Source organism: Arthrobacter sp. ISL-72 (genome assembly GCF_018613755.1).
In the GTDB taxonomy this organism is placed as follows: Bacteria; Actinomycetota; Actinomycetes; order Actinomycetales; family Micrococcaceae; genus Arthrobacter.
In genome coordinates this window covers 36,109-56,672 of the sequence record NZ_JAGGPP010000027.1, presented here as the reverse complement: position 1 = coordinate 56,672, position 20,564 = coordinate 36,109, and the positions used below count along the sequence as shown (strand labels likewise).

Genomic DNA, 20,564 nt, shown 5'->3' with positions numbered 1-20,564 from the left:
TCCTGAAGACGGCGTGTACCTAGAAAAGCTTTCGCTGACCGATTTTCGCAGTTATGCCCAAGTGGACCTCAGCCTCGAACCCGGGGTGACGGTGCTCGTAGGCTACAACGGCATCGGCAAGACCAACCTCATGGAGGCTGTCGGGTACCTGGCCACGCTCAGCTCCCACAGGGTAAGTTCAGATGCGCCGCTGCTGCGGTTCGGGACCGAGCGTGCCGTGATCCGGGCCAAACTGGTCCGGGGCGGGCAGTCCACCGTGCTGGAACTGGAAATCAACGGTAACCGCGCCAACCGGGGACGCATCAACCGAAGCAACCCCGTCCGCGCCCGTGACATCCTCGGCATCTGCCAGACGGTGCTCTTTGCCCCGGAAGACCTGGCCCTGGTGAAGGGTGATCCCTCCAACCGGCGGCGTTTCCTCGATGAACTGCTGGTCAGCCTTATGCCGCGCCATTCAGCCACCCGGACCGATTACGACCGCGTCCTCAAACAGCGGAACGCCCTCCTGAAGTCGGCCCGCGCCGGGAAGTTCACTTCCGGGCACGAGGCGACCTTGGATGTTTGGGACCAGCACATGGCCCGCGCCGGTGCCGAACTGCTACACGCGCGGCTCGAACTGGTGGACCGGATCAGGCCGCACCTGAGAGCGGCCTATGCCCAGTTGACTGACGGGTCCAAGGAGGCCGACGCGATATACCGGTCCACGCTCCAGGACTTACTGGACGACGACGGCGCCGATGCCGGGTACGCTGCCGACCCCTCCGCCGTCGGACGCGTTGAGGACCTCCGGCTGCTGTCCGTGGCGGAGCTGACCGAACGCTATGTACAGGCTTTCGCGGCGTCCCGCCGCAAGGAACTGGAGCGGGGCATTTCACTTGTTGGACCGCACCGGGACGACGTGGAGCTCATCCTCGGCGAAGCGCCGGCCAAAGGCTACGCATCCCACGGGGAAACATGGTCCATGTGCCTCTCCCTGCGGCTGGCGTCCTACTACGTCATGCTCGACGACGCCCGCACCGGCGGGTCCGCACCGATCCTTATCTTGGACGACGTGTTTGCCGAACTGGACGTCCAGCGTCGGCGTAAACTGGCGGCAATAGTATCCGGCGCCGAACAGGTGCTGGTGACCGCCGCCGTCGACGCCGATATACCGGAAGAGCTTACCGGGCGGCGGGTGAAGGTTGTCCCGGGAGGAATCGAGGAGTCGGAATCCCGATGAATAAAGACACCGGCGGACTTCAGCCCGGCCGCGACCCCGACGAAATCGATGCTGCGCAGGCGGCCCTCAACCGGATGCGCGAAGCGGCTGCTGCTCGCGGGGAAATCCGGCGCAAGACCCCGCCGCCCGGAAACGGAGCGAAGAAGCCGGGCCGGAGTGCGGCCGGAACCCGGGGCTTTGCGCAATTCCACGGCTCCGGCCGCGATCCGCTGGGCCTGGGCAAAGTGGTGGGACGGCTGGTGGCAGAGCGCGGCTGGACCTCCCCGGTGGCAGTCGGATCGGTCATGGCCGAATGGAACACCCTTGTGGGACCGGAAATTTCAGCGCACTGCACTCCGGAGAGCTTTACCGACACCACGCTCCATGTGCGGTGCGATTCCACCGCGTGGGCCACGCAGCTGCGCCTGCTCAGCTTCAGCCTCCTGGAGAAATTCCGCGCCGAACTGGGCGATGGCGTTGTTACCAAGATCCAGGTCCTGGGACCCGCGGCGCCGAGCTGGCGGAAGGGCGGGCGCACCGTCAACGGCCGCGGCCCCCGGGACACCTACGGATAGCGAAATGCGATGGCGGCCGCCGCCGTCCCGTCCGCCGGACCTCGGACTCTTGAAAATTGGCCAAACGGCGTGTAGGGCGCCCTAAGAGCCCTGGGCCGTATAGGAACCCAGAGAAGGTACCCCTGGAGCCTTGCAGGCAGAGCCAATGGCCAGCCAGCGCCACTTTCCTCTGCGTTTGCGGCCCTGGAATGCGGGTTTACGCTCTCCAACACGGTAGAATCGGGGTAGATAACTGGGCGCCGGTGAAACGTTGACTGAGTCCGTTTTCCGGCGCCTTTCCTGCGGCCGGGGCACGGTTCCGCCAGTCAACGAAGTAATCGGCGTCATCAGTGACGTGCCTGTTGGCAGGATCCTCTTCTATCGGAGACGGTGACGGCCGGCCATACGAATACAGAGGAGTCGAAAGCGCCTGTGGCTAACGACAATGCAGATATCCCGGCAGTGGAACCCGCGGCCGGGGATGCCCGTGCAACAGATGCGCCGGCGGCAGCCGAACGCAAGGGATACGGTGCCAGCGACATCACCGTCCTTGAAGGCCTTGAAGCCGTCCGCAAACGGCCCGGCATGTACATCGGATCCACCGGACCCCGCGGCCTCCACCACCTGGTGTACGAAGTGGTGGACAACTCCGTAGATGAAGCCCTCGCCGGGTACTGCACCCACATCGAGATTGTTCTCCAGGCGGATGGCGGCGTCAAGGTGGTTGATGACGGCCGCGGCATCCCCGTGGACATGCACCCCACCGAGCACAAACCCACTGTTGAAGTCGTTATGACCATCCTGCACGCCGGCGGAAAGTTCGGCGGCGGCGGCTATGCCGTTTCCGGCGGCCTTCACGGCGTGGGTATCTCAGTGGTCAACGCCCTCTCCAGCCGGGTGGACACGGAAGTGCGGCGCCAAGGCCACGTCTGGCGAATGTCCTTTGCCGACGGCGGCAAGCCGCAGGGCAGCCTGGTCCAAGGTGAAGAGACGGACCAGACCGGTACGACGCAGACCTTCTATCCGGACGCCAGCATCTTCGAGAGCACGGAATTCGATTTCGAGACGCTCCGTGCCCGCTTCCAGCAGATGGCGTTCCTGAATAAGGGCCTGCGCATCACGCTGACGGACGAACGCACCCCTGCGGCTGTCGAGGACCCCGACGCCGACCTGAACCTTGATGCCGTGGTCACCGAAGGTGAAGTCACCGCTGAACACCGCACGGTTGTGTACCAGTACGACGACGGCTTGCTGGACTACGTCAAGCACCTGAACTCGGGCAAGAAGGTTGATGTGGTCCACGAGGACGTCATCGCCTTCGAGACCGAGGACAAGGAACGGAAAATTGCCCTGGAAATGGCGATGCAGTGGACCAGCGCCTACTCCGAAAGCGTCCACACGTACGCCAACACCATCAACACGCACGAGGGCGGCACCCACGAAGAGGGCTTCCGCGCCGCGATGACGTCGCTCATCAACCGCTACGCGCGCGAGAAGAACATCATCAAGGAAAAAGACGACAACCTCACCGGTGATGACATCCGTGAAGGGCTCACGGCCGTTATTTCCGTGAAGCTGGCCGAACCGCAGTTCGAAGGCCAGACCAAGACCAAACTCGGCAATTCCGAGGTCAAGGGCTTCGTCCAGCGCGTGGTCACCGACGGTCTGGGCGACTGGCTGGAACGCAATCCCGGCCCGGCGCGCGACGTGATCCGCAAGGCCATTTCGGCTGCCCAGGCCCGGATGGCCGCCCGCAAGGCCCGGGACAATGCCCGCCGCAAGAGCCCGCTTGAGTCGTTCGGCATGCCGGGCAAGCTGTCCGACTGTTCCTCCAAGGACCCCGCGAAGTGCGAGGTCTACATCGTGGAGGGTGACTCCGCCGGCGGCTCCGCCAAGCGCGGGCGGAACCCGGAAACGCAGGCCATCCTGCCCCTTCGCGGCAAGATCCTGAACGTGGAACGGGCACGCCTGGACAAGGCCCTCGGCAACAATGAGGTCCAGTCCATGATCACCGCCTTCGGTACGGGCATCGGCGAGGACTTCGACCTCAGTAAACTCCGGTACCACAAGATCGTGCTCATGGCTGATGCCGACGTTGACGGCCAGCACATTACCACCCTGCTGATGACCCTCCTGTTCCGCTACATGCGCCCGCTCATCGAAAACGGCTACGTGTACCTTGCTCAGCCGCCGCTGTACCGGATCAAGTGGTCCAATGCTCCGCACGATTACGTGTACAGCGACCGCGAACGCGACTCCCGGCTCGTGGCTGGCCAGGCCGCGGGGCGCCGCATTCCGAAGGACAACGGCATCCAGCGCTACAAGGGCCTTGGCGAGATGGACTACACGGAACTGTGGGACACCACCATGGACCCGGACAACCGGACCCTACTCCAGGTCACGATGGATGATGCACTGGCCGCGGACCAGATCTTCACGGTGCTGATGGGTGAGGACGTTGAATCCCGCCGAAACTTCATTCAGCAAAACGCCAAGGATGTCAGATTCCTGGATATCTAAGGGTCCAAAAGACCTGTAGATATTCTTGATCCGACATATACCTGAAACGGAAATTATAAAAAATGAGTGACGAAACACCTGAAGTTCCGGCCGAGGGGACAGAGCCGGTCCTGGAAGGCGACGTGCTGATCGACCGTGTGGAGCAGGTGGACCTGCAGACGGAAATGCAGCGCTCCTACCTGGACTACGCCATGGCAGTTATTGTCGGCCGTGCACTTCCCGATGTCCGCGACGGCCTGAAGCCCGTCCACCGACGCGTGCTCTATGCCATGTTCGACGGCGGCTACCGCCCGGACCGCTCTTTCAACAAGTGCGCCCGCGTGGTGGGCGAGGTCATGGGCCAGTACCACCCCCACGGCGACACGGCAATCTACGACGCCCTGGTGCGCCTCATCCAGGACTGGACCATGCGCTACCCGCTGGCGCTCGGGCAGGGCAACTTCGGTTCGCCCGGCAACGACGGCGCGGCAGCACCGCGGTACACCGAAACCAAGATGGCGCCGCTGGCCATGGAAATGGTCCGCGACATCGACGAGGAAACCGTCGACTTCCAGGACAACTACGACGGCAAGAACCAGGAACCCACCATCCTGCCGGCGCGTTTCCCCAACCTGCTTGTCAACGGCTCCTCGGGCATCGCCGTCGGCATGGCCACCAACATTCCGCCGCACAACCTCCGCGAGGTTGCCGACGGTGTGCAGTGGTACCTGGCCAACCCGACCGCCAGCCGTGAGGAGCTCCTCGAGGAACTCCTGCTGCGCATCAAGGGACCGGATTTCCCCACCGGCGCCACCGTCCTGGGCCACAAAGGCATCGAAGATGCCTATCGCACCGGGCGCGGTTCCATCACCATGCGCGCCGTGGTTAACGTTGAAGAGCTCCAGGGACGCACGTGCCTGGTGGTCACAGAACTGCCCTACCAGGCCAACCCGGACAACCTGGCCATCAAGATCGCGGAACTCGTCAAGGACGGGAAGATCTCGGGCATAGCCGACCTTCGCGATGAGACCTCCGGCCGCACCGGCCAGCGCCTGGTGATCGTGCTCAAGCGCGACGCTGTGGCCAAGGTGGTGCTGAACAACCTCTACAAGCACACCCAGCTGCAGGACAACTTTGCGGCAAACATGCTGGCGATTGTTGACGGCGTCCCGAGGACCCTCAGCCTGGATGCCTTCATCCGGCACTGGGTCACCCACCAGATGGACGTCATCGCACGCCGGACCCGTTACCGCCTGCGCAAGGCCGAAGAGGAAGCACACATCCTGCGTGCCCTCCTCAAGGCTTTGGACATGCTGGACGAGGTGATTGCCCTCATCCGCGCGTCCAACACCACCGAAGCGGCCCGTGACGGCTTGATGCAGTTGCTGGACATTGATGAACTGCAGGCGCGCGCAATCCTGGACATGCAGCTTCGCCGGCTTGCCGCCCTGGAGCGCCAGAAGATCCAGGATCGACATGCCGAACTGGAAGCCCTGATCGCCGAGTACAACTCGATCCTGGCCTCGGAAGAGCGCCAGCGCGAGATCATCAGCACCGAACTTGCCGAAATCGTCGCCAAGCACGGGGATGACCGCCGCACGAAGATCCTGATGGGCTTCGACGGTGATATGTCCATGGAGGATCTGATCCCCGAAGAGGAAATGGTCGTCACCATTACGCGCGGCGGCTACGTCAAGCGCACGCGCAGTGACAACTACCGTTCACAGCAACGCGGCGGCAAAGGCATCAAGGGTGCCCAGCTGCGCGGGGACGACGTCGTGGAGCATTTCTTCGTCACCACCACGCACCATTGGCTGCTGTTCTTCACCAACCTGGGACGCGTTTACCGTGCCAAGGCCTACGAACTCGTGGAAGCGGGGCGTGACGCCAAGGGCCAGCACGTCGCCAACCTCCTGGCGTTCCAGCCTGACGAGCACATCGCCCAGGTGCTGGACCTTCGCGACTACCAGCACGCCCCCTACCTGGTGCTGGCCACCAAGCGCGGCCTGGTCAAGAAGACCCGGCTGGAGGACTACGACACCAACCGTTCGGCCGGTGTCATTGCGATCAACCTGCGCGACGGCGATGAGCTCGTCTCCGCCCAGCTCGTTTCGGAAACCGATGACCTCATGCTGGTCTCGCGCCTGGGTCAGTCCATCCGTTTTACGGCAACCGACGATGCACTGCGTCCCATGGGCCGTGCGACCTCCGGTGTGACCGGCATGAAGTTCCGCGAGGACGATGAACTGCTGGCGGCCGACGTCGTCAAGGACGGCTCGTTCGTCTTCATCGTTACCGAGGGCGGCTACGCCAAGAGGACCGCCGTGGAGGAATACCGCCTCCAGGGCCGTGGCGGCCTGGGCATCAAGGTCGGCAAATACCAGGAAGAGCGCGGCCACCTGGTCGGCGCCCTCATCGTCCAGGAAGAGGACGAAGTCCTGGTGGTCATGGAAGGCGGAAAAGTGGTCCGGTCCTCGGTGGCCGGAGTGCCCGCCAAGGGGCGCGACACCATGGGCGTCATCTTTGCCAAGCCGGACAAGAACGACCGCATCATCGAAGTGGCACGCAACAGCGAACGCGGCCTGGAAGGCGAAGAAGTCGAAGCCGCCGACCTGGAAACACCGGACGAAAGCCCGGCTGCGGCCGGGGATGACGTAACGTTGGCTGAAGGTGCCGGATCACATGACGGGTCCGCAGAGGCAGATTCAGCACCGGCCGGAGAGTCCGACGAGTCATCGGACGACGCTGAGCTGGACGAAGAAAATACCGGAGGTAACGAGTGAGTAATTCCGACTCATATCCCAAGCCGAACAGCAACACTCCCGGCGGGATCAGGCAGCCGGCGTCCGCTCCGCGCGTGAACGCCCCCGTACGTCCCCAGCAACGGCCGTCGACGCCGGGAGCTCCCGCGCAGCGCCCCGTCGTCCCGGGCCAGCGCCCGGCACAGGCACAGCGCCCCGCCCAGGCCCCCCAGGGGGCGCGGCCCGCGGTTCCCGGCCAGCGTCCCGCCCAAGGCAGCGCCCAGGGCGCCCCGGGGCTGGTCAAGCCGGCACCGAAGGCGAAGGTCCGCCGGGCCCGGCTCCTGGTCAGCAAGGTGGACCCCTGGTCCGTCCTGAAGATGGCATTCCTGCTGTCCGTTGCGCTCGGCATCGTAACCGTCGTAGCCGCGATTGTCCTCTGGACCGTGCTGGACCTGACCGGCATCTTCGACCAGGTCGACAGCCTGCTCGGGACATTGGCCGGTTCCGAAGGCGGCGGGTTCGAACTGAAGAAGGTCGCTTCGCTGGGCCAGGTGGCATCCTTTGCGGTGATCATCGCCGTCGTAAACGTTGTATTGCTGACGGCGCTGTCCATGCTGTCCGCTGTTCTGTACAACATTTCCGCCACCCTCGTCGGTGGCATCGGCGTGACCCTGACGGACGATTAGTCCGCGGAAAATGCCGGAAATCCTCCGGCAGAATGCCTCGATTTGAGATCGGGCCGGGATGTGCTGTAAAGTCATGTCTCGGCCCGATGAGGCATCGGGGCGTATAGCTCAGGCGGTTAGAGCGCTTCGCTGATAACGAAGAGGTCCCAGGTTCAAGTCCTGGTACGCCCACGGAACCTGCACAGGTTTTGGAAATGGTTCGGGTAATCCGGACCGGAACGGGGTGCATGTGAAGAAGTTGCTGGTTGTTGCAGCGGCTGTCGCAGGCGCGCTGCTCTACAAAAAGGTGCAGGAGTCTGAAGCCCGGAAAACGGTCTGGAGCGAATCGACTGACACGGTCGACTAGCCCGGATCCCCGGTCCGGACGCTGGTTAGAAGCGCTTCGGAACTAGGGTATGATTGACGGGTTGCTTCTTATGGGGGCATGGCGCAATTGGTAGCGCACCTGCTTTGCAAGCAGGGGGTTCGGGGTTCGAGTCCCCGTGCCTCCACCATAAGAAAGGCCCCGGAATGCGGAAACGTACTCCGGGGCCTTTTGCTTGCCCGCCGCTAATGTTGGAACCGTGAACCTCTTTCTTGCCGCTTTGGGAGTGCTCGGCGTCGCCTCTTCGGGACCGCTCATCGCAGCCACCTTGGGAGCCACCACGGTAAGTGCCCTGGCCATCGCTTTCTGGCGCAACGCCATCGGCGCTGCTGTCATGGCCACGCCCGTGCTGGTGACCAATCCGCGGACGTTCGGCAGGGTGACGTCCCGCGAGTTCCGCTGATCCGTTCTGGCAGCCGGTGCCCTTGCGCTGCACTTCGCTTGCTTCATCACTTCGCTCCAGCTGACCTCCGTGGCGGCCGCTACGGCGATCGTCTGCCTTCAGTCCGGGTGGATTGCGGTTTTCCAGCTGCTCCGGGGAGTCCGCCACGGCTGGCAGGTCCTGTTGGGCCTGGGTATGGCTTTTGGCGGGGTTGTGGCCATTACGGGGTTCGACATGGGGACTTCACCTGAAGCACTGCTGGGCGACGTACTGGCACTCGCGGGAGGTGCCTTGGCGGGCCTTTACACCCTGGCGGGCGGCAAGGCGCGTGAAACCATGGGCACCGGCACCTATACAACGCTTTGCTACGGCATGTGCGCAGCCATCGTGGCGTTGCTCGCCCTGCTGTCCAACCAGCCGCTGGCAGGCTTCGACGCCGCCGGCTGGCTGGGGATTCTTGCCATCACCGTCTGTGCGCAGTTGGTGGGGCACACCGCCTTCAACCACCTGCTGGCCACCATGAGCCCGCTGCTGGTCTCCATGATCATCCTGCTGGAGATTCCCGGCGCCGCGCTGCTCGCCGCGGTGTTCCTGGGCGAGACGCTGCCGGTGGGCACGTACGCGGGACTGGTACTCATTCTGATCGGCCTGGCGGTTGTCGTAGCCAGCCAACGGCGCAGGAAGCCCGTGCAGGCGCCGGAGGAAGCCCGGCTGGCCGAGCTGGGAACGGACTAACCCGGCTGGCCGGACAGTAAAACCCCGGAGGCCCGGCAGAACGCTACTGCCCGCCGCGGCGGGCAGGCTGGGCGGAGTTCACCGTGTGGATGGCGCGCAGGAGCTTCGCCGGGAAATAGACGGAGAAGAACACCACCATGGGTGCCTTGAGGGCCATTTTCTTGACGTTGTGGGCCTTGTATGTCCGGTCGAAGCGGGTCACGTAGTACCGGTAATCACGGGGTGAATCCTCGAGCCGGCGGGCGGACATTCCGGACACCATCTGGGGCCAGTACTGCACCCTGAGGTCATGCTCGGCCAGATGCAAGGAGAGGTCAATGTCCTCGTGCATCTCGTCCTTCTCATCCCTGCAGGTCTCGTCCCGGATGGTTTCCCAGGCTGAACGACGCAGCGCCATGTTGGAGCCGAAAAGGAAGTGGTACTGGTGCTTGGCAAGTTTGAGCATCAGTTGGCGCATCTTGTCGTCTGCTTTGAGGCCGAAGCGGCGCATCGGCATGTCGTAATAGACCACCGGGCCGGTAGCCGCCTGGACGGAGGGATCGAGGAAGGCCTTCTGCACCTGTTCCACCCAGTCAGGTTCCACCACCGAGTCCGCGTCGATGCGGCCCAGCACATCGCCGGTCGCGTGGTTGAGGCCAAAGTTGCGCGTCGGGATGAGGCCTTGGTCCTTGTCCTGGCTCAGCAGGATGATGGGGCTTTCCGGATATTCCTGCTGCATCTGGCGCACGATCTTCGCGGTGCGGTCCTTGGACATGTTGTCCACAACGATGATCTCCGCAGCCGGCACGGACTGGTACACAGCGGCGATGAGGCACTGCCGGATGACGCTTTCTTCGTTGTACGCCGGTATGACGATGGATACTGCCGGCATGGGCGCGGCGTCGTGCGAGGCATCCTCGGCGGATCTATCGGGTGACATCATCACAAATTTAGCACCCTTGCATGTCGCCGACCGCGACGCGGGATGAAGGTCGGGGAAACAACAGAGAGGGGCCCCGCGTGCCGTGGCCGGCGGGGCCCCTCTGCTGTTGCCGTGCATTCACGGAGGGTTTTTAGCTGTCGCTCGCCTTTGCCGCACCGTTGTTCGTGGCGGAAGCGATGTTCTTCACGGCAGTCTTGGCGTCCGTAGCGACCTGGGCGGACGCGTCTCCGGGGGCGCCGGCAGTAGCGTCCGTTGCGTCAACGGCCTTCTCGCCCGCAGTAGCCGTGGTGTCCACGGGAGCAACAGTGGCGTCTTCGACGGTCGTGGCGGCCACGGGTGCCGGCGTCACAGGCGCGGGGGTCTTCCAGGGATCCTCCACGGGCTTGGAGGCCTTCCAGGCTGCCACACCGGCAGCAACGGCGGCGGCGATCACGCCGAAAATCAGCAGCCCGCGGTGCTTGGGCTTCTGCGGCTTGGCCGCTTCCCCGGTAACAACCCGGGTAGCCTCCGCCGCAGCAGTCCGGAACTGGTGGCCTGCAGCCTGTGCCTGATCCTGGAGCGAATGAACAACGCCGGACTCTGCAAGCCTCCGGGCCACGGCATCCACATGGGCCGGGGCGCTTTCGAGCGTTCGGTGGACTGCCTCCGAAGCGTGCCCGATCTGGTCCGAGAGCCTGGGCAGGTACTCCACTACTACCCGGTCACGGGCCTGGGAGATGACGGGAGCGGCCTTGTCCAGTGCTTCGTGAAGGCGGGGAGTGGCACTGTCCACGGCGTCGTGGATCCTGGGCGCAAGGTGGGCCAAACCGTCCTGGATGCGCGGCGTAACGATGGCAACGCCGTCGGCCAGGTTGTATGCAGCGGACTTGAGCCCCTCCTGGATCTTCGGGGAAGCGGTGTCGATGCCGTGCTGGAGGCGGGGAACCGCCCAGTCCACGGCTGCCTCAACACGGGGGGCCGCCCAGTCCCTTGCGTTCTCTACCGCGCTGCTGACTGACTGCTCAAGGTCACGGGCAATACGATCCGATTTCTTCACAACTACCTCCCGATTAATGTGACGGTTCTTTCGTTAGCCTACGTGGATTGGCCTCCACCGGCTATTCTTCAAGCCCATTTCGCGCTGATTTCACCTAGCGCGGAACTGTCCGGCAGGCCTCCTGCGCCAAGGCACGACGTGGAACAATGGGCCTATGACTGCCATCGCAACAGCAAAAGCAACCATTCACACCAGCCTCGGCGACATCGTCGTCAACCTCTTCGGGAACCACGCTCCCAAGACGGTCAAGAACTTCGTGGGCCTCGCCACCGGCGAGCAGGCCTGGACCCACCCGGAAACCGGTGAGGACAAGACCGGAACCCCCCTGTACAACGGCACCATCTTCCACCGCATCATCAAGGACTTTATGGTCCAGGCCGGGGATCCCCTGGGCCGCGGCGTTGGCGGACCGGGTTACAAGTTCGACGACGAAATCCACCCCGAACTGACCTTCAACCAGCCGTACAAGCTGGCCATGGCCAACGCCGGCATCCAGATGGGCAAGGGCACCAACGGCTCGCAGTTCTTCATCACCACCATTCCCACTGACTGGCTTCAGGGCAAGCACAGCATCTTCGGTGAAGTTGCCGATGAAGAATCGAAGAAGGTTGTCGACGCCATCGAAAGCGTCCGCACCGGGATGGGCGACCGCCCCGTCGAAGACGTCGTCATCAACAGCATCGACGTTGAGCAGCTCTAACACTCCATGAGTTATGGAATCCCGGCGGTGGAGCCGTCCGCGCAGATTCCGGTGTGCCCCCGGCACCCGGACAGGCCTTCCTATGTCCGGTGCCAGCGCTGCGGACGCCCGGCATGCCCGGAATGCCAGCGGGCGGCCGCCGTCGGATTCCAATGCATTGATTGCGTCAACGAAACAAAACGTACGACGCCGGCGGCCCGGACCGTCTACGGCGGCACCGCCGTCGGCGGCCGGCCTTTGGTGACGTTCGGGCTCATCGCCGTCTGCGCCCTCGTTTACGTGCTGCAGTGGATTGTTCCCAACGACGGGATTTACCGGAACTTCGCCTTCGCCTCGGTGTACGCCACCACGGAGTACGGTGTCTTCGAGCCCTGGCGCGTGCTGACCTCCGCCTTCCTCCATTCGCAGGGCTTCATCCTTCACATCGCGCTTAACATGTACATGCTGTGGATGTTCGGGCAGGCGCTGGAGCCCCTGCTCGGCAGGCTGCGCTTCCTGGCCTTGTACCTCATCTCCGCTATTGGCGGGTCGGTGGGCTATGTCCTTCTGACCCCGGTCCTCCCCCCGTCCGGCGTTGTGGGTGCCTCGGGCGCCATCTTCGGCCTCTTCGGTGCCATGCTGGTGGTCCAGCGCCACCGCGGCGGAGACACCCGGCAGCTTTGGCTTCTGATCGCGATCAACGGTGTAATCGGCTTTGTCGTTCCCCAAATTGCCTGGCAGGCCCACCTCGGCGGCCTCGTGGCCGGCGCCGCCTGCGCTGCAGCAATCGCCCATGCCCCCCGCGGCCCGCGGCAGTGGCTATGGCAGACGGCAGGCCTGGTGCTTGTCCTCGGCCTGCTCATCGCGGCCACTTGGCTGAGGATGGCCAGCGCGTAGGACGTTCTCCGTCCCTCTCCCCTCCCGCCTTTCAGCTTGTGACTATCCAAGCCTAGGTACAACCACGCGCAAAGCCAGGGGACGGCCGCTATATCCCGCTCAAGTTTTCCACAGGCGTTATCCACATTGTTGGTAACTTACACGCGTGTAGTTCAGGGCGGCTCCGCGCCCCTGCCCTTGCCAGCTGGCGATTCTCGTCGTCGCGGGCGGTGCTTTGTACACAGCTGTGGATAAAACTGTTCATGGCTGCTGTGGTTAAGTGGACAAACTCTGGCCAGCAACCCGTCCCCCAACCACACATTGGAGGGCGGCAAGTGACACCAGGGCAGAGCTGAGAGTCTTCAACAGGTTATACACATTGTTAATAACTCCGGCGCCCTTAGCCACATCCGCTTATTCAGCAGAATCAAGCCCGATATGCACCTGAAGGCCTAATTATCCCCGGGTTTATCCCCACCTGTGGATAACTTCTGGGGATAGCGGTGTTCTTAAGTGGATAAGTCCGCTTCTTTGACGATCACGGACGACCGGCAGCGTTATCCACAGGCAATCCACAGTGTTAATAACTCACGCGCCCGCGGTGCATTCCGTGTCGGGACCGTTGGCGGGCCATGGTCCGCGGAACTTCCCGGTTCATCCCCAGCGTCTTATCAACACTGTGGATAACTTTCCCCACAAGAGCGGGATAACTTAGGCCTGGTGGGCCCACACCCCGGAGGAGCCGCGCCGGTGGCTGTGGACCAGGTGGGTGTCGATCATGCCGATTGCCTCCATCAGGGCATACATGGTGGTGGGCCCGACGAATGTGAAGCCCTTGCCGCGCAGCGCCTTGGAAAGTGCGACGGATTCGGGCGAGGTTGTCGGGATCTCGGCATGGGTCAGCGGACTCGGCGTCGCTGCCGGTTGGAAGCTCCAGACGAAGTCCACCAGGCCCCCTTCGGCGCGCAGCCCGATGGTGGCCTGTGCATTGGTAATGGCTGCCCTGATCTTCTGCCGGTTCCGCACGATGCCGGCGTCCAGCATCAGGCGTTCGACGTCGTCGTCCGTGAACGCGGCCACAGCATCCGGCTCGAAGTGGTGGAACGCCGACCGGAAGGCAGGGCGCTTACGCAGGATGGTGGCCCATGACAGTCCGGCCTGGAACGCCTCCAGGCTGATGCGCTCGAACAATCCCTGCTCGTCGCGGACCGGCATGCCCCACTCGAGGTCGTAATACTCCTGCAGCAGGGGATCTGTGGCGGCCCACGGGGGCCGGGCCAGGCCGTCGCTGCCCATGATGGTGCCGCGTTCGTCCGGGGTCATATGATTTCCTAGCCTTTCCCTGCGCCGTTGCTGCCTCCAGCATATTCAGCGGGCCGACCTCGAACATCCCTCCGCAAAGGCGCCGCTGATAGCCGAACGGCCCCTCTCACATTATGCTGTGGCTCTGATCACAAACTACTGGGAGGTACGTGTGAGGAAATCCAAAATTACCGCCGGTGTGGCGGGGGTCGTTCTCGGGATGCTCAGCATCCAGGCCCCGGCCATGGCTGCACCCGCTGTGGACGACGGATCAACAGGGTCCGCCACCTCAGCCCGGGAGGACAACCGCCCCGGACCGCGGACCAAGGAGCTCGTTGAAAAGCGCAAGGCGGCCATTGAAAAAGTGGCCAAGGGGCAGGCGAAAGCCAACGACGATGGCGTGGTCCAACTCGCGGACGACAAGTTCGTCGAAATTGAAACCACCAAGCAGGACAAGATCTTCACGATCCTGGCCGAGTTCGGCCAGCAGGGCTCCGGCCGGTTCGGAACCACGCCAGGTCCGCTGCACAACTCGATTGCCCAGCCTGACCGCGCAGTGGACAACACCACCCTTTGGACAGCGGATTTCAGCCCGGCCTACTACGAAGAACACTTCAACGGCAGCGGCGAATCGATGAAGACGTACTACGAGGCTGTTTCAAACAACCAGTACTCGGTCACCAACACCGTGACGGACTGGGTGACCGTGTCCAATAACGGATCCTTCTACGGCGACAACGCCACCGAGGACACCGGCGGCGCGTGGGCTTTCGTCCGTGACTCTGGCAACGCCTGGTGGAATTCGCAGGTTGCGGCCGGCAAGACGCCGGCCGAAATCGACGCGTACCTGTCACAGTTCGATGTGTGGGACCGCTACGACTTCGACAATGATGGAAATTTCGATGAACCCGACGGCTACATCGACCACTTCCAGGCAGTCCACGCAGGCGAAGGCGAGGAAGCCGGCGGCGGTGCCCTGGGCGAGGATGCAATCTGGTCCCACCGCTGGTACGCCTTCGGCAACGAGTACGGCTCCAGCGGACCGGCAGGGAACCTTGCCGGCGGAGCCCGGATCGGTTCATCCAAGTACTGGCTGGGCGACTACACCACGGAACCTGAAAACGGCGGAGTGGGTGTGTTTGTGCACGAGTTCGGCCACGATCTCGGACTGCCCGACTTCTATGACACCACCGGCGCCGCAACCAACAGCACCGCGTTCTGGACGCTCATGAGCTCAGGTTCCTGGCTGGGCCACGGTTCTGCAGCCAACGAAGGGATCGGAACCACTCCCGGCCTAATGGGACCCGAGGAGAAGCTCTTCCTCGGCTGGCTGGACCACAGTACCGTGCAGGCCGGTTCCACAGCCGACCTGATGCTGAACCCTTCCCAGCTTCAGGTCGACGGCAAGGACCAAGCCGTCCGGGTCAACCTTCCGGATAAGACAACCACCACCAACTACACGGCCCCCGCTTCAGGGACCAAAGCGTGGTGGACGGGAAGCGCGGACAACCTCAATGAATCCCTGACCCATGCCGTCCCCGCCGAGTCACGGGTGACTGTCACTGCGAATGCCTGGTACGACATCGAAGCTGGCTATGACTTCCTTTACGGCGAATACTCCACCGACGGGGGCGCGACCTGGAAGTCGGCAGGGCGTGCGCTCAGCGGAACGTCCGGCTGGGGGCAGCTGCGGTACTCCTACGACGCCGCAGGCCTCGCCTCACTGTTCCGCTTCAGGTACCAGACCGACGGCGGCGTCCACAACCCCGGTGCCTTCATTGACGACGTCAAGATTTCGGCCGGGAAAACCGTGGTCCTCAGCGACGACGTCGAGTCGGGTCAGGGACAATGGCTCGCCGACGGCCAGTGGCAGGTGAGCAGCGGCTCGGTCACCCGAACCACCGAGCAGTACTACCTCGTGGAAAACCGTGAGTACGTGGGCTTTGATGCCACCCTCGCGGAGGGACCGTACGCCTTCACCAAGGGCATCACCGCTCCGAACTGGGTCGATTTCTTCAAGTACCAGAACGGCATGCTGGTCTGGTACATCGACGACTCGTACGCGGACAACAACGTTTCGGCCCACCCGGGTGCAGGTTCCGCGCTGCTGGTCGACTCACGTCCCGCACCCTTTAAGTGGGCCGACGGAACGATGCCGGGCAACAGCCGGCAGCCGTTCGACGCGACCTTCGGACTGGAGGCCACGGATTCGCTCTGCATCGCGAAGGAAGTCCAGACCGGCACGAAGCGTAATCCCGGTACCGACTCGGTGGAGGCCTGCGCTGTGAGCAGCGCCCCCATCCCGGTCTTCAAGGACATCGATCCGCTGGCCTACTACAGCACTGACAACCCCTACGGGAGCGTCAAGGTTGCAGGGCACGGAGTTGAGATTTCCGTAACCTCCGACGCCGGCACGGACCTGGGAATCCACGTGGTCAACCCCGCCGGGTAAGGTCGGCGGAAATACAAAAGGGTCGGGCCGGCACGGTGTGCCGGTCCGACCCTTTTATGAAGCGGGGTGTTGGCGGGGCAGTGTGTCCCCGCGCGGATCGTTGCTGGCTAGGAACGCCAGCGGGTGGTCATGAGGAAGCCCGCGATCGCAATGCCGAATCCGGCGACGATGTTCCATGATTCCCACGCGCGGACCGGGAGGGCTCCTTCACTGATGTAGAAGGTGATGATCCACAGCAGTCCGATGATCATCAGCCCGAACATGACGGGCTTGAACCACACCGCATTGGGCTTGTATGCCTGCGATGCAGAAGCCGGCTTTTCCGCAGCGGCGGTCTTCTTTCGTGGCTTTGACTCGGGCACGGGTCCTCCTCGTCGGGCTGAATCAAGGGCGCAGCCTCCGGCTTGGTATCCTGCAGGAAGGAAGATGCCGGCGGGTTGGGCGCCTTTGGTCAGGTCTGAAGTCTTACTAGCAGCCAATTCTAGCTGTAGTTCAGAACACGCCGGCGCCCGCCCGCGCTGCGGATTGAGGAGAACACGTGGTGTTGCTGGAGAAGGAGGCGACCGCCGCTGCGCCGGCGCGCGGCGTCGGGGTTCTCCACAAAGTCGTCCAGATCGCTGGCGAGCTGCTCATCACTGCCGGAGTGGTCCTGCTCCTGTTCGTCGCGTGGCAGCTCTGGTGGACGAATGTGGAATCCGATGCGAAGCAGAGCGAGACCATCCGGAATTTCGCGCAGGAACTGGGCAGGCCGGCCGCTCCTACGCCCACCGGCCCCACTGAAGCTGCTCCGTCGGCTCCAGCCGACTACGGCCCGCCCAAGGTGGCCGAAGCACCCGGACACGGCCAAACCATCGGCATCATGTACATTCCCCGTTTCGGTCCCGACTACACCCGTCCCATCGTGCAGGGAACGTCCACGGACGTGCTGGATACCCTTGGCCTGGGCCACTACAGTGACACCGCGATGCCCGGTGCAACGGGCAATTTCGCGGTGGCGGGTCACCGGCAGACGCACGGGGCCGTCCTGGACAACATCCACACACTGGTCCCTGGAGACAAGATCTACGTCCAGACCAGGGACGGATTTTATGTCTACGTCTTCCGGAACAACCAGATCGTGCTTCCGTCAGCCACCGATGTGCTGCTCCCGGTTCCGACCCAGCCCGCGGCCAAGCCCACGGAGGCCTACCTCACCATGACCAGCTGCAATCCGCGTTTTGGCTCACAGGAACGCATCATTGCGTATTCCCTGCTGGAGCACTGGCAGCCCGCGTCAGCGGGACCGCCAGCCGAAATTGCGGCCCAGGTGGCCAAGGCACTCGGAAAGGGCTAGCACTATGTACGGATGGATTTTCCGCCACCTTCCGGGGCCACTGTGGCTGAGGATCGTCACATCGCTGGTGCTCCTGGCGGGCGTGCTGGTATTGATGGTTCAGTTCCTCTTCCCGTGGATGTCACAGTTCACTCAGTTCACCGACTCAACGATTGGTTTAGTAACTCGACAATGAGCACCACCAAGATCCTGGTCGTAGACAACTACGACAGCTTTGTTTACACCCTGGTGGGATACCTCCAGGAGCTGGGCGCCGAGACGACAGTGGTCCGCAACGACGACGTCACCCTCGCCGAGGCAATCGAGATGGCGAACGCGCGCGACGGCGTCCTCATCTCGCCGGGGCCGGGCACGCCCGCGGAGGCGGGCGTCTGCATCGACCTGATCAAATGGTGCGGCAGCAACGACCAGCCGATGTTCGGTGTTTGTCTTGGGCACCAGGCGCTGGCCGAGGCCTACGGGGCCACGGTGACGCACGCGCCGGAGCTGATGCACGGTAAAACATCCCTGGTGGAGCATGAAGGATCCAGCGTTTTCGCCGGCCTCCCCTCCCCTGTTACGGCGACCCGTTACCACTCCCTGGCGGCAGTCCGCGAGACCATCCCCGACGTGCTTGAGATCACGGCCCAGACGGCAAACGGGGTGATCATGGGGCTGAAGCACCGGACGGCCCCCCTGTGCGGGGTGCAGTTCCATCCGGAATCGGTCCTGACCGAGGGCGGTTACCAGATGCTGGGCAACTGGCTCGAGTCCCTCGGCATGGAGGGCGCCGCCGAGCGTGCCGCGAAACTGAGCCCGCTCATCCAGCACTGATCACCGGGCACCTCCGGGCACTGATTATCAACGCGCTGGCGTTCCCGGTGTCAGGTAACCTGCCTTTTAGCCTTGGCCACGGTCGCGGTCCCGGTCCGACTCAGTCGGAGTGGGGGTCGGCGTCGGGCTCGGCTTCGGCGCGGGCGCCTTGGCGACGACAACAGCGATGGTTTTCCCCTGTTCAACCAGGGTGTTGACGGCATCGCTCTGCTCGGTCACCTTGCCCGGTTCGACTTCGGAGTTCTCAAGTTCCCGCACCTGGATGCCCAGGCCGAGGTTTTTGAGGGCCGCCTCAGCCTCCGCCCGCGGCAGGCCGCGGAGTTCGGGCATGGCCACCTTGCCGGTGGACACCACGATCTCGACGGTGCTTCCGACGGCTGCCGTATCACCCGGAGCAGGCTTGGTGGTGATCACAATGCCGGCAGGCACGGTGGCACTGTTGGCCATGGTGGTGCCCGGAGCGCCGGCCAGGCCGATCTGCCGCAGCATGTCCCGGGCCGCAGCTTCGGTGCGCCCCGGCAGGTCGCCCGGAATTTTGACGGCGCTCGGACCGTCCGAGATGTTCAGGGTAATTTTCGAATCGGGTTCCATGGCGGTGCCTGCTGCCGGTACCGTGCCGATGGCAGTGCCCTTGGCGATGGTGTCGTGCTGGAGCCTGTTAATCTGCGGGCTGAACCGCGCGTTGTAAAGCTTCTGCAGGGCCTCGGTTTCCGTCAGGGAGGTCACGGTCGGCACCAGCACCTTGGCCACCGGAGGAGGCGGCTGGTTCATCATGTTGTACAGCCAAAGGCCGCCGCCGGCGAGGACCAGCAGCGTAAAAATCACCAGGGTGGCAGCCCAGGCCCGACGGCGGGACTTCTGTCCGGGCGTACGCTCACGCTCCTGCGGCAAGGCGAGCGGGAGATCGTTTGCTTCCGCGGGTTCATAAACCAGGGCAGGCAGCGCCTGGTCATCGCCGAGGGTGTCATGCACGGGCCGGAGCCGGCCGCCGGGTGAATCGTCAAGGAAGCTTGCGCCGGTCACTGAGTACGGTGCGGCCTGAGCTGTGCGTTCGGCGGCCGGCACTGCGGTGGTGGGTTCAGTTAGTGCCTCTTCCTCCGCCACGTCAGGCACTATGACGCCATTGCGGGCCGCCCGGAGAGCACGCTGGAATGCGGCCGCATCCTGGAAGCGGTCTGCGCGGTTCTTTTGCAGCGCCTTGGCCAGGACACTGTCCAGGGCCTCGGAGACCTCGGGGTTGAGGCTGCTGGGCGGTTCCGGGATCTCCCGGACGTGCTGGTACGCGACGGAGACAGGACTGTCACCGACGAACGGAGGCCGCCCGGTCAGCATTTCGTACAGCAGGCACGCCGCGGAGTAGAGATCGCTGCGGGCGTCCACGGTTTCACCGCGGGCCTGCTCCGGCGAGAGGTACTGCGCGGTGCCCACCACGGCCTGGGTCTGGGTCATGGTGGCGGATGAATCCGCCATGGCGCGGGCGATGCCGAAGTCCATGACCTTGATGGTGTCCGAGTCCTCGCAGAACATCACGTTGGCCGGCTTGATGTCGCGGTGGACGATCCCGGCCCTGTGGCTGTATTCGAGGGCAGAGAGCACGCCAAGGGTGAAGTCGATGGCGTGGTCGATGCTGACTTCCTTCGCGCGGATGAGATCCCTGAGGGTCTTTCCGGACACGAATTCCATCACGATGTAGGGCACCCGGACAGTGTCCTCCGGGCCGCCCGGCACGGCGTGGTCGCCGGTGTCGTAGATGGCAACGATCGAAGGATGGTTCAACGCGGCGACGGCCTGGGCCTCGCGTTTGAACCGCGCTTGAAACTGCGGATCCCGGGCAAGGTCCGGCCGCAGCAGCTTGATGGCCACGGTCCGGCCAAGGCGAGCGTCAACGCCACGGTGGACGTCTGCCATGCCGCCGCGGCCGATCAGCTCACCAAGTTCGTACCGTCCGTTGAGGACGCGCTGGGTATTCACTGGGAGGCTGTCCTCTCTGTG

Annotated in this window: 16 protein-coding genes, 2 tRNA genes and 1 pseudogene; 14 read left to right on the top strand and 5 right to left on the bottom strand. The window is 63.7% G+C overall.

The window, feature by feature from the left end; translation table 11 throughout:
• Positions 1–13 precede the first annotated feature (13 nt).
• The 9 genes and pseudogenes from recF (at position 14) to J7I92_RS19040 (ending at position 9,159) form a co-directional block, all read left to right on the top strand.
• Positions 14–1,219, top strand: a complete 1,206-nt coding sequence (recF, locus tag J7I92_RS19080) for a DNA replication/repair protein RecF (protein ID WP_214843082.1) — start codon at positions 14–16, stop codon at positions 1,217–1,219.
• Positions 1,216–1,773 (top strand): DUF721 domain-containing protein, encoded by a 558-nt coding sequence (locus J7I92_RS19075; RefSeq protein ID WP_214843080.1) that lies wholly within the window; start codon positions 1,216–1,218, stop codon positions 1,771–1,773. Before recF ends, J7I92_RS19075 begins: the two co-directional genes overlap by 4 nt.
• Before the next feature lie 411 nt (positions 1,774–2,184).
• Positions 2,185–4,272 (top strand): DNA topoisomerase (ATP-hydrolyzing) subunit B, encoded by a 2,088-nt coding sequence (gyrB, locus tag J7I92_RS19070; protein ID WP_214843078.1) that lies wholly within the window; start codon positions 2,185–2,187, stop codon positions 4,270–4,272.
• Positions 4,273–4,334: 62 nt separating this feature from the next.
• On the top strand, positions 4,335–7,034 hold the full coding sequence (gene gyrA / locus J7I92_RS19065; RefSeq protein ID WP_214843076.1) for a DNA gyrase subunit A: 2,700 nt from the start codon (positions 4,335–4,337) through the stop codon (positions 7,032–7,034).
• Positions 7,031–7,678, top strand: a complete 648-nt coding sequence (locus J7I92_RS19060) for a DUF3566 domain-containing protein (RefSeq protein WP_214843074.1) — start codon at positions 7,031–7,033, stop codon at positions 7,676–7,678. The genes gyrA and J7I92_RS19060 overlap by 4 nt, the downstream gene beginning before the upstream one ends.
• A 97-nt stretch (positions 7,679–7,775) precedes the next feature.
• Positions 7,776–7,849 (top strand) — tRNA-Ile (locus J7I92_RS19055).
• A gap of 58 nt (positions 7,850–7,907) precedes the next feature.
• Positions 7,908–8,024 (top strand): DLW-39 family protein, encoded by a 117-nt coding sequence (locus J7I92_RS19050; RefSeq protein WP_214843072.1) that lies wholly within the window; start codon positions 7,908–7,910, stop codon positions 8,022–8,024.
• Positions 8,025–8,096: 72 nt separating this feature from the next.
• A tRNA-Ala gene (locus J7I92_RS19045) sits at positions 8,097–8,172 on the top strand.
• 69 nt (positions 8,173–8,241) lie between these two features.
• Positions 8,242–9,159 (top strand): annotated as a pseudogene (locus J7I92_RS19040) (DMT family transporter).
• Between the two features lie 43 nt (positions 9,160–9,202).
• Here J7I92_RS19040 and J7I92_RS19035 read toward each other — a convergent pair.
• Together J7I92_RS19035 and J7I92_RS19030 are read right to left on the bottom strand one after the other, a co-directional pair.
• Positions 9,203–10,078 (bottom strand): glycosyltransferase family 2 protein, encoded by an 876-nt coding sequence (locus tag J7I92_RS19035; RefSeq protein WP_214843070.1) that lies wholly within the window; start codon positions 10,076–10,078, stop codon positions 9,203–9,205.
• 133 nt (positions 10,079–10,211) lie between these two features.
• Positions 10,212–11,117 (bottom strand): hypothetical protein, encoded by a 906-nt coding sequence (locus tag J7I92_RS19030; protein WP_214843069.1) that lies wholly within the window; start codon positions 11,115–11,117, stop codon positions 10,212–10,214.
• A 154-nt stretch (positions 11,118–11,271) separates the two neighbouring features.
• Here J7I92_RS19030 and J7I92_RS19025 point away from each other — a divergent pair, with 154 nt between their 5' ends.
• Both J7I92_RS19025 and J7I92_RS19020 read left to right on the top strand, forming a co-directional pair.
• The gene (locus J7I92_RS19025) at positions 11,272–11,817 is read left to right on the top strand and encodes a peptidylprolyl isomerase (protein WP_214843067.1); all 546 of its coding nucleotides are present in this window, start codon (positions 11,272–11,274) and stop codon (positions 11,815–11,817) included.
• 6 nt (positions 11,818–11,823) lie between these two features.
• Positions 11,824–12,693, top strand: a complete 870-nt coding sequence (locus J7I92_RS19020) for a rhomboid family intramembrane serine protease (protein WP_214843065.1) — start codon at positions 11,824–11,826, stop codon at positions 12,691–12,693.
• Positions 12,694–13,383: 690 nt separating this feature from the next.
• Here the strand turns inward: J7I92_RS19020 and J7I92_RS19015 are convergent.
• Complete coding sequence (locus J7I92_RS19015) at positions 13,384–13,995, bottom strand: DNA-3-methyladenine glycosylase I (protein WP_214843064.1); 612 nt, start codon at positions 13,993–13,995, stop codon at positions 13,384–13,386.
• Between the two features lie 151 nt (positions 13,996–14,146).
• On the opposite strand from J7I92_RS19015, the gene J7I92_RS19010 reads away from it, so the two are divergent.
• The gene (locus J7I92_RS19010; protein ID WP_214843063.1) at positions 14,147–16,426 is read left to right on the top strand and encodes an immune inhibitor A domain-containing protein; all 2,280 of its coding nucleotides are present in this window, start codon (positions 14,147–14,149) and stop codon (positions 16,424–16,426) included.
• A 107-nt stretch (positions 16,427–16,533) separates the two neighbouring features.
• Here the strand turns inward: J7I92_RS19010 and J7I92_RS19005 are convergent, their stop codons facing one another.
• Positions 16,534–16,788, bottom strand: coding sequence for a cell division protein CrgA (locus J7I92_RS19005; protein ID WP_214843062.1), 255 nt, complete (start codon positions 16,786–16,788; stop codon positions 16,534–16,536).
• Between the two features lie 176 nt (positions 16,789–16,964).
• Here J7I92_RS19005 and J7I92_RS19000 point away from each other — a divergent pair, with 176 nt between their 5' ends.
• Together J7I92_RS19000 and J7I92_RS18995 are read left to right on the top strand one after the other, a co-directional pair.
• Positions 16,965–17,759: a class E sortase gene (locus J7I92_RS19000; RefSeq protein ID WP_214843061.1), complete on the top strand. Its 795-nt coding sequence runs from the start codon at positions 16,965–16,967 to the stop codon at positions 17,757–17,759.
• A gap of 171 nt (positions 17,760–17,930) precedes the next feature.
• Positions 17,931–18,572, top strand: coding sequence for an aminodeoxychorismate/anthranilate synthase component II (locus tag J7I92_RS18995; RefSeq protein WP_214843060.1), 642 nt, complete (start codon positions 17,931–17,933; stop codon positions 18,570–18,572).
• Between the two features lie 66 nt (positions 18,573–18,638).
• On the opposite strand, the gene pknB is transcribed toward J7I92_RS18995, so the two are convergent.
• Complete coding sequence (gene pknB / locus J7I92_RS18990; RefSeq protein WP_311380436.1) at positions 18,639–20,543, bottom strand: Stk1 family PASTA domain-containing Ser/Thr kinase; 1,905 nt, start codon at positions 20,541–20,543, stop codon at positions 18,639–18,641.
• Between the last annotated feature and the right edge of the window lie 21 nt (positions 20,544–20,564).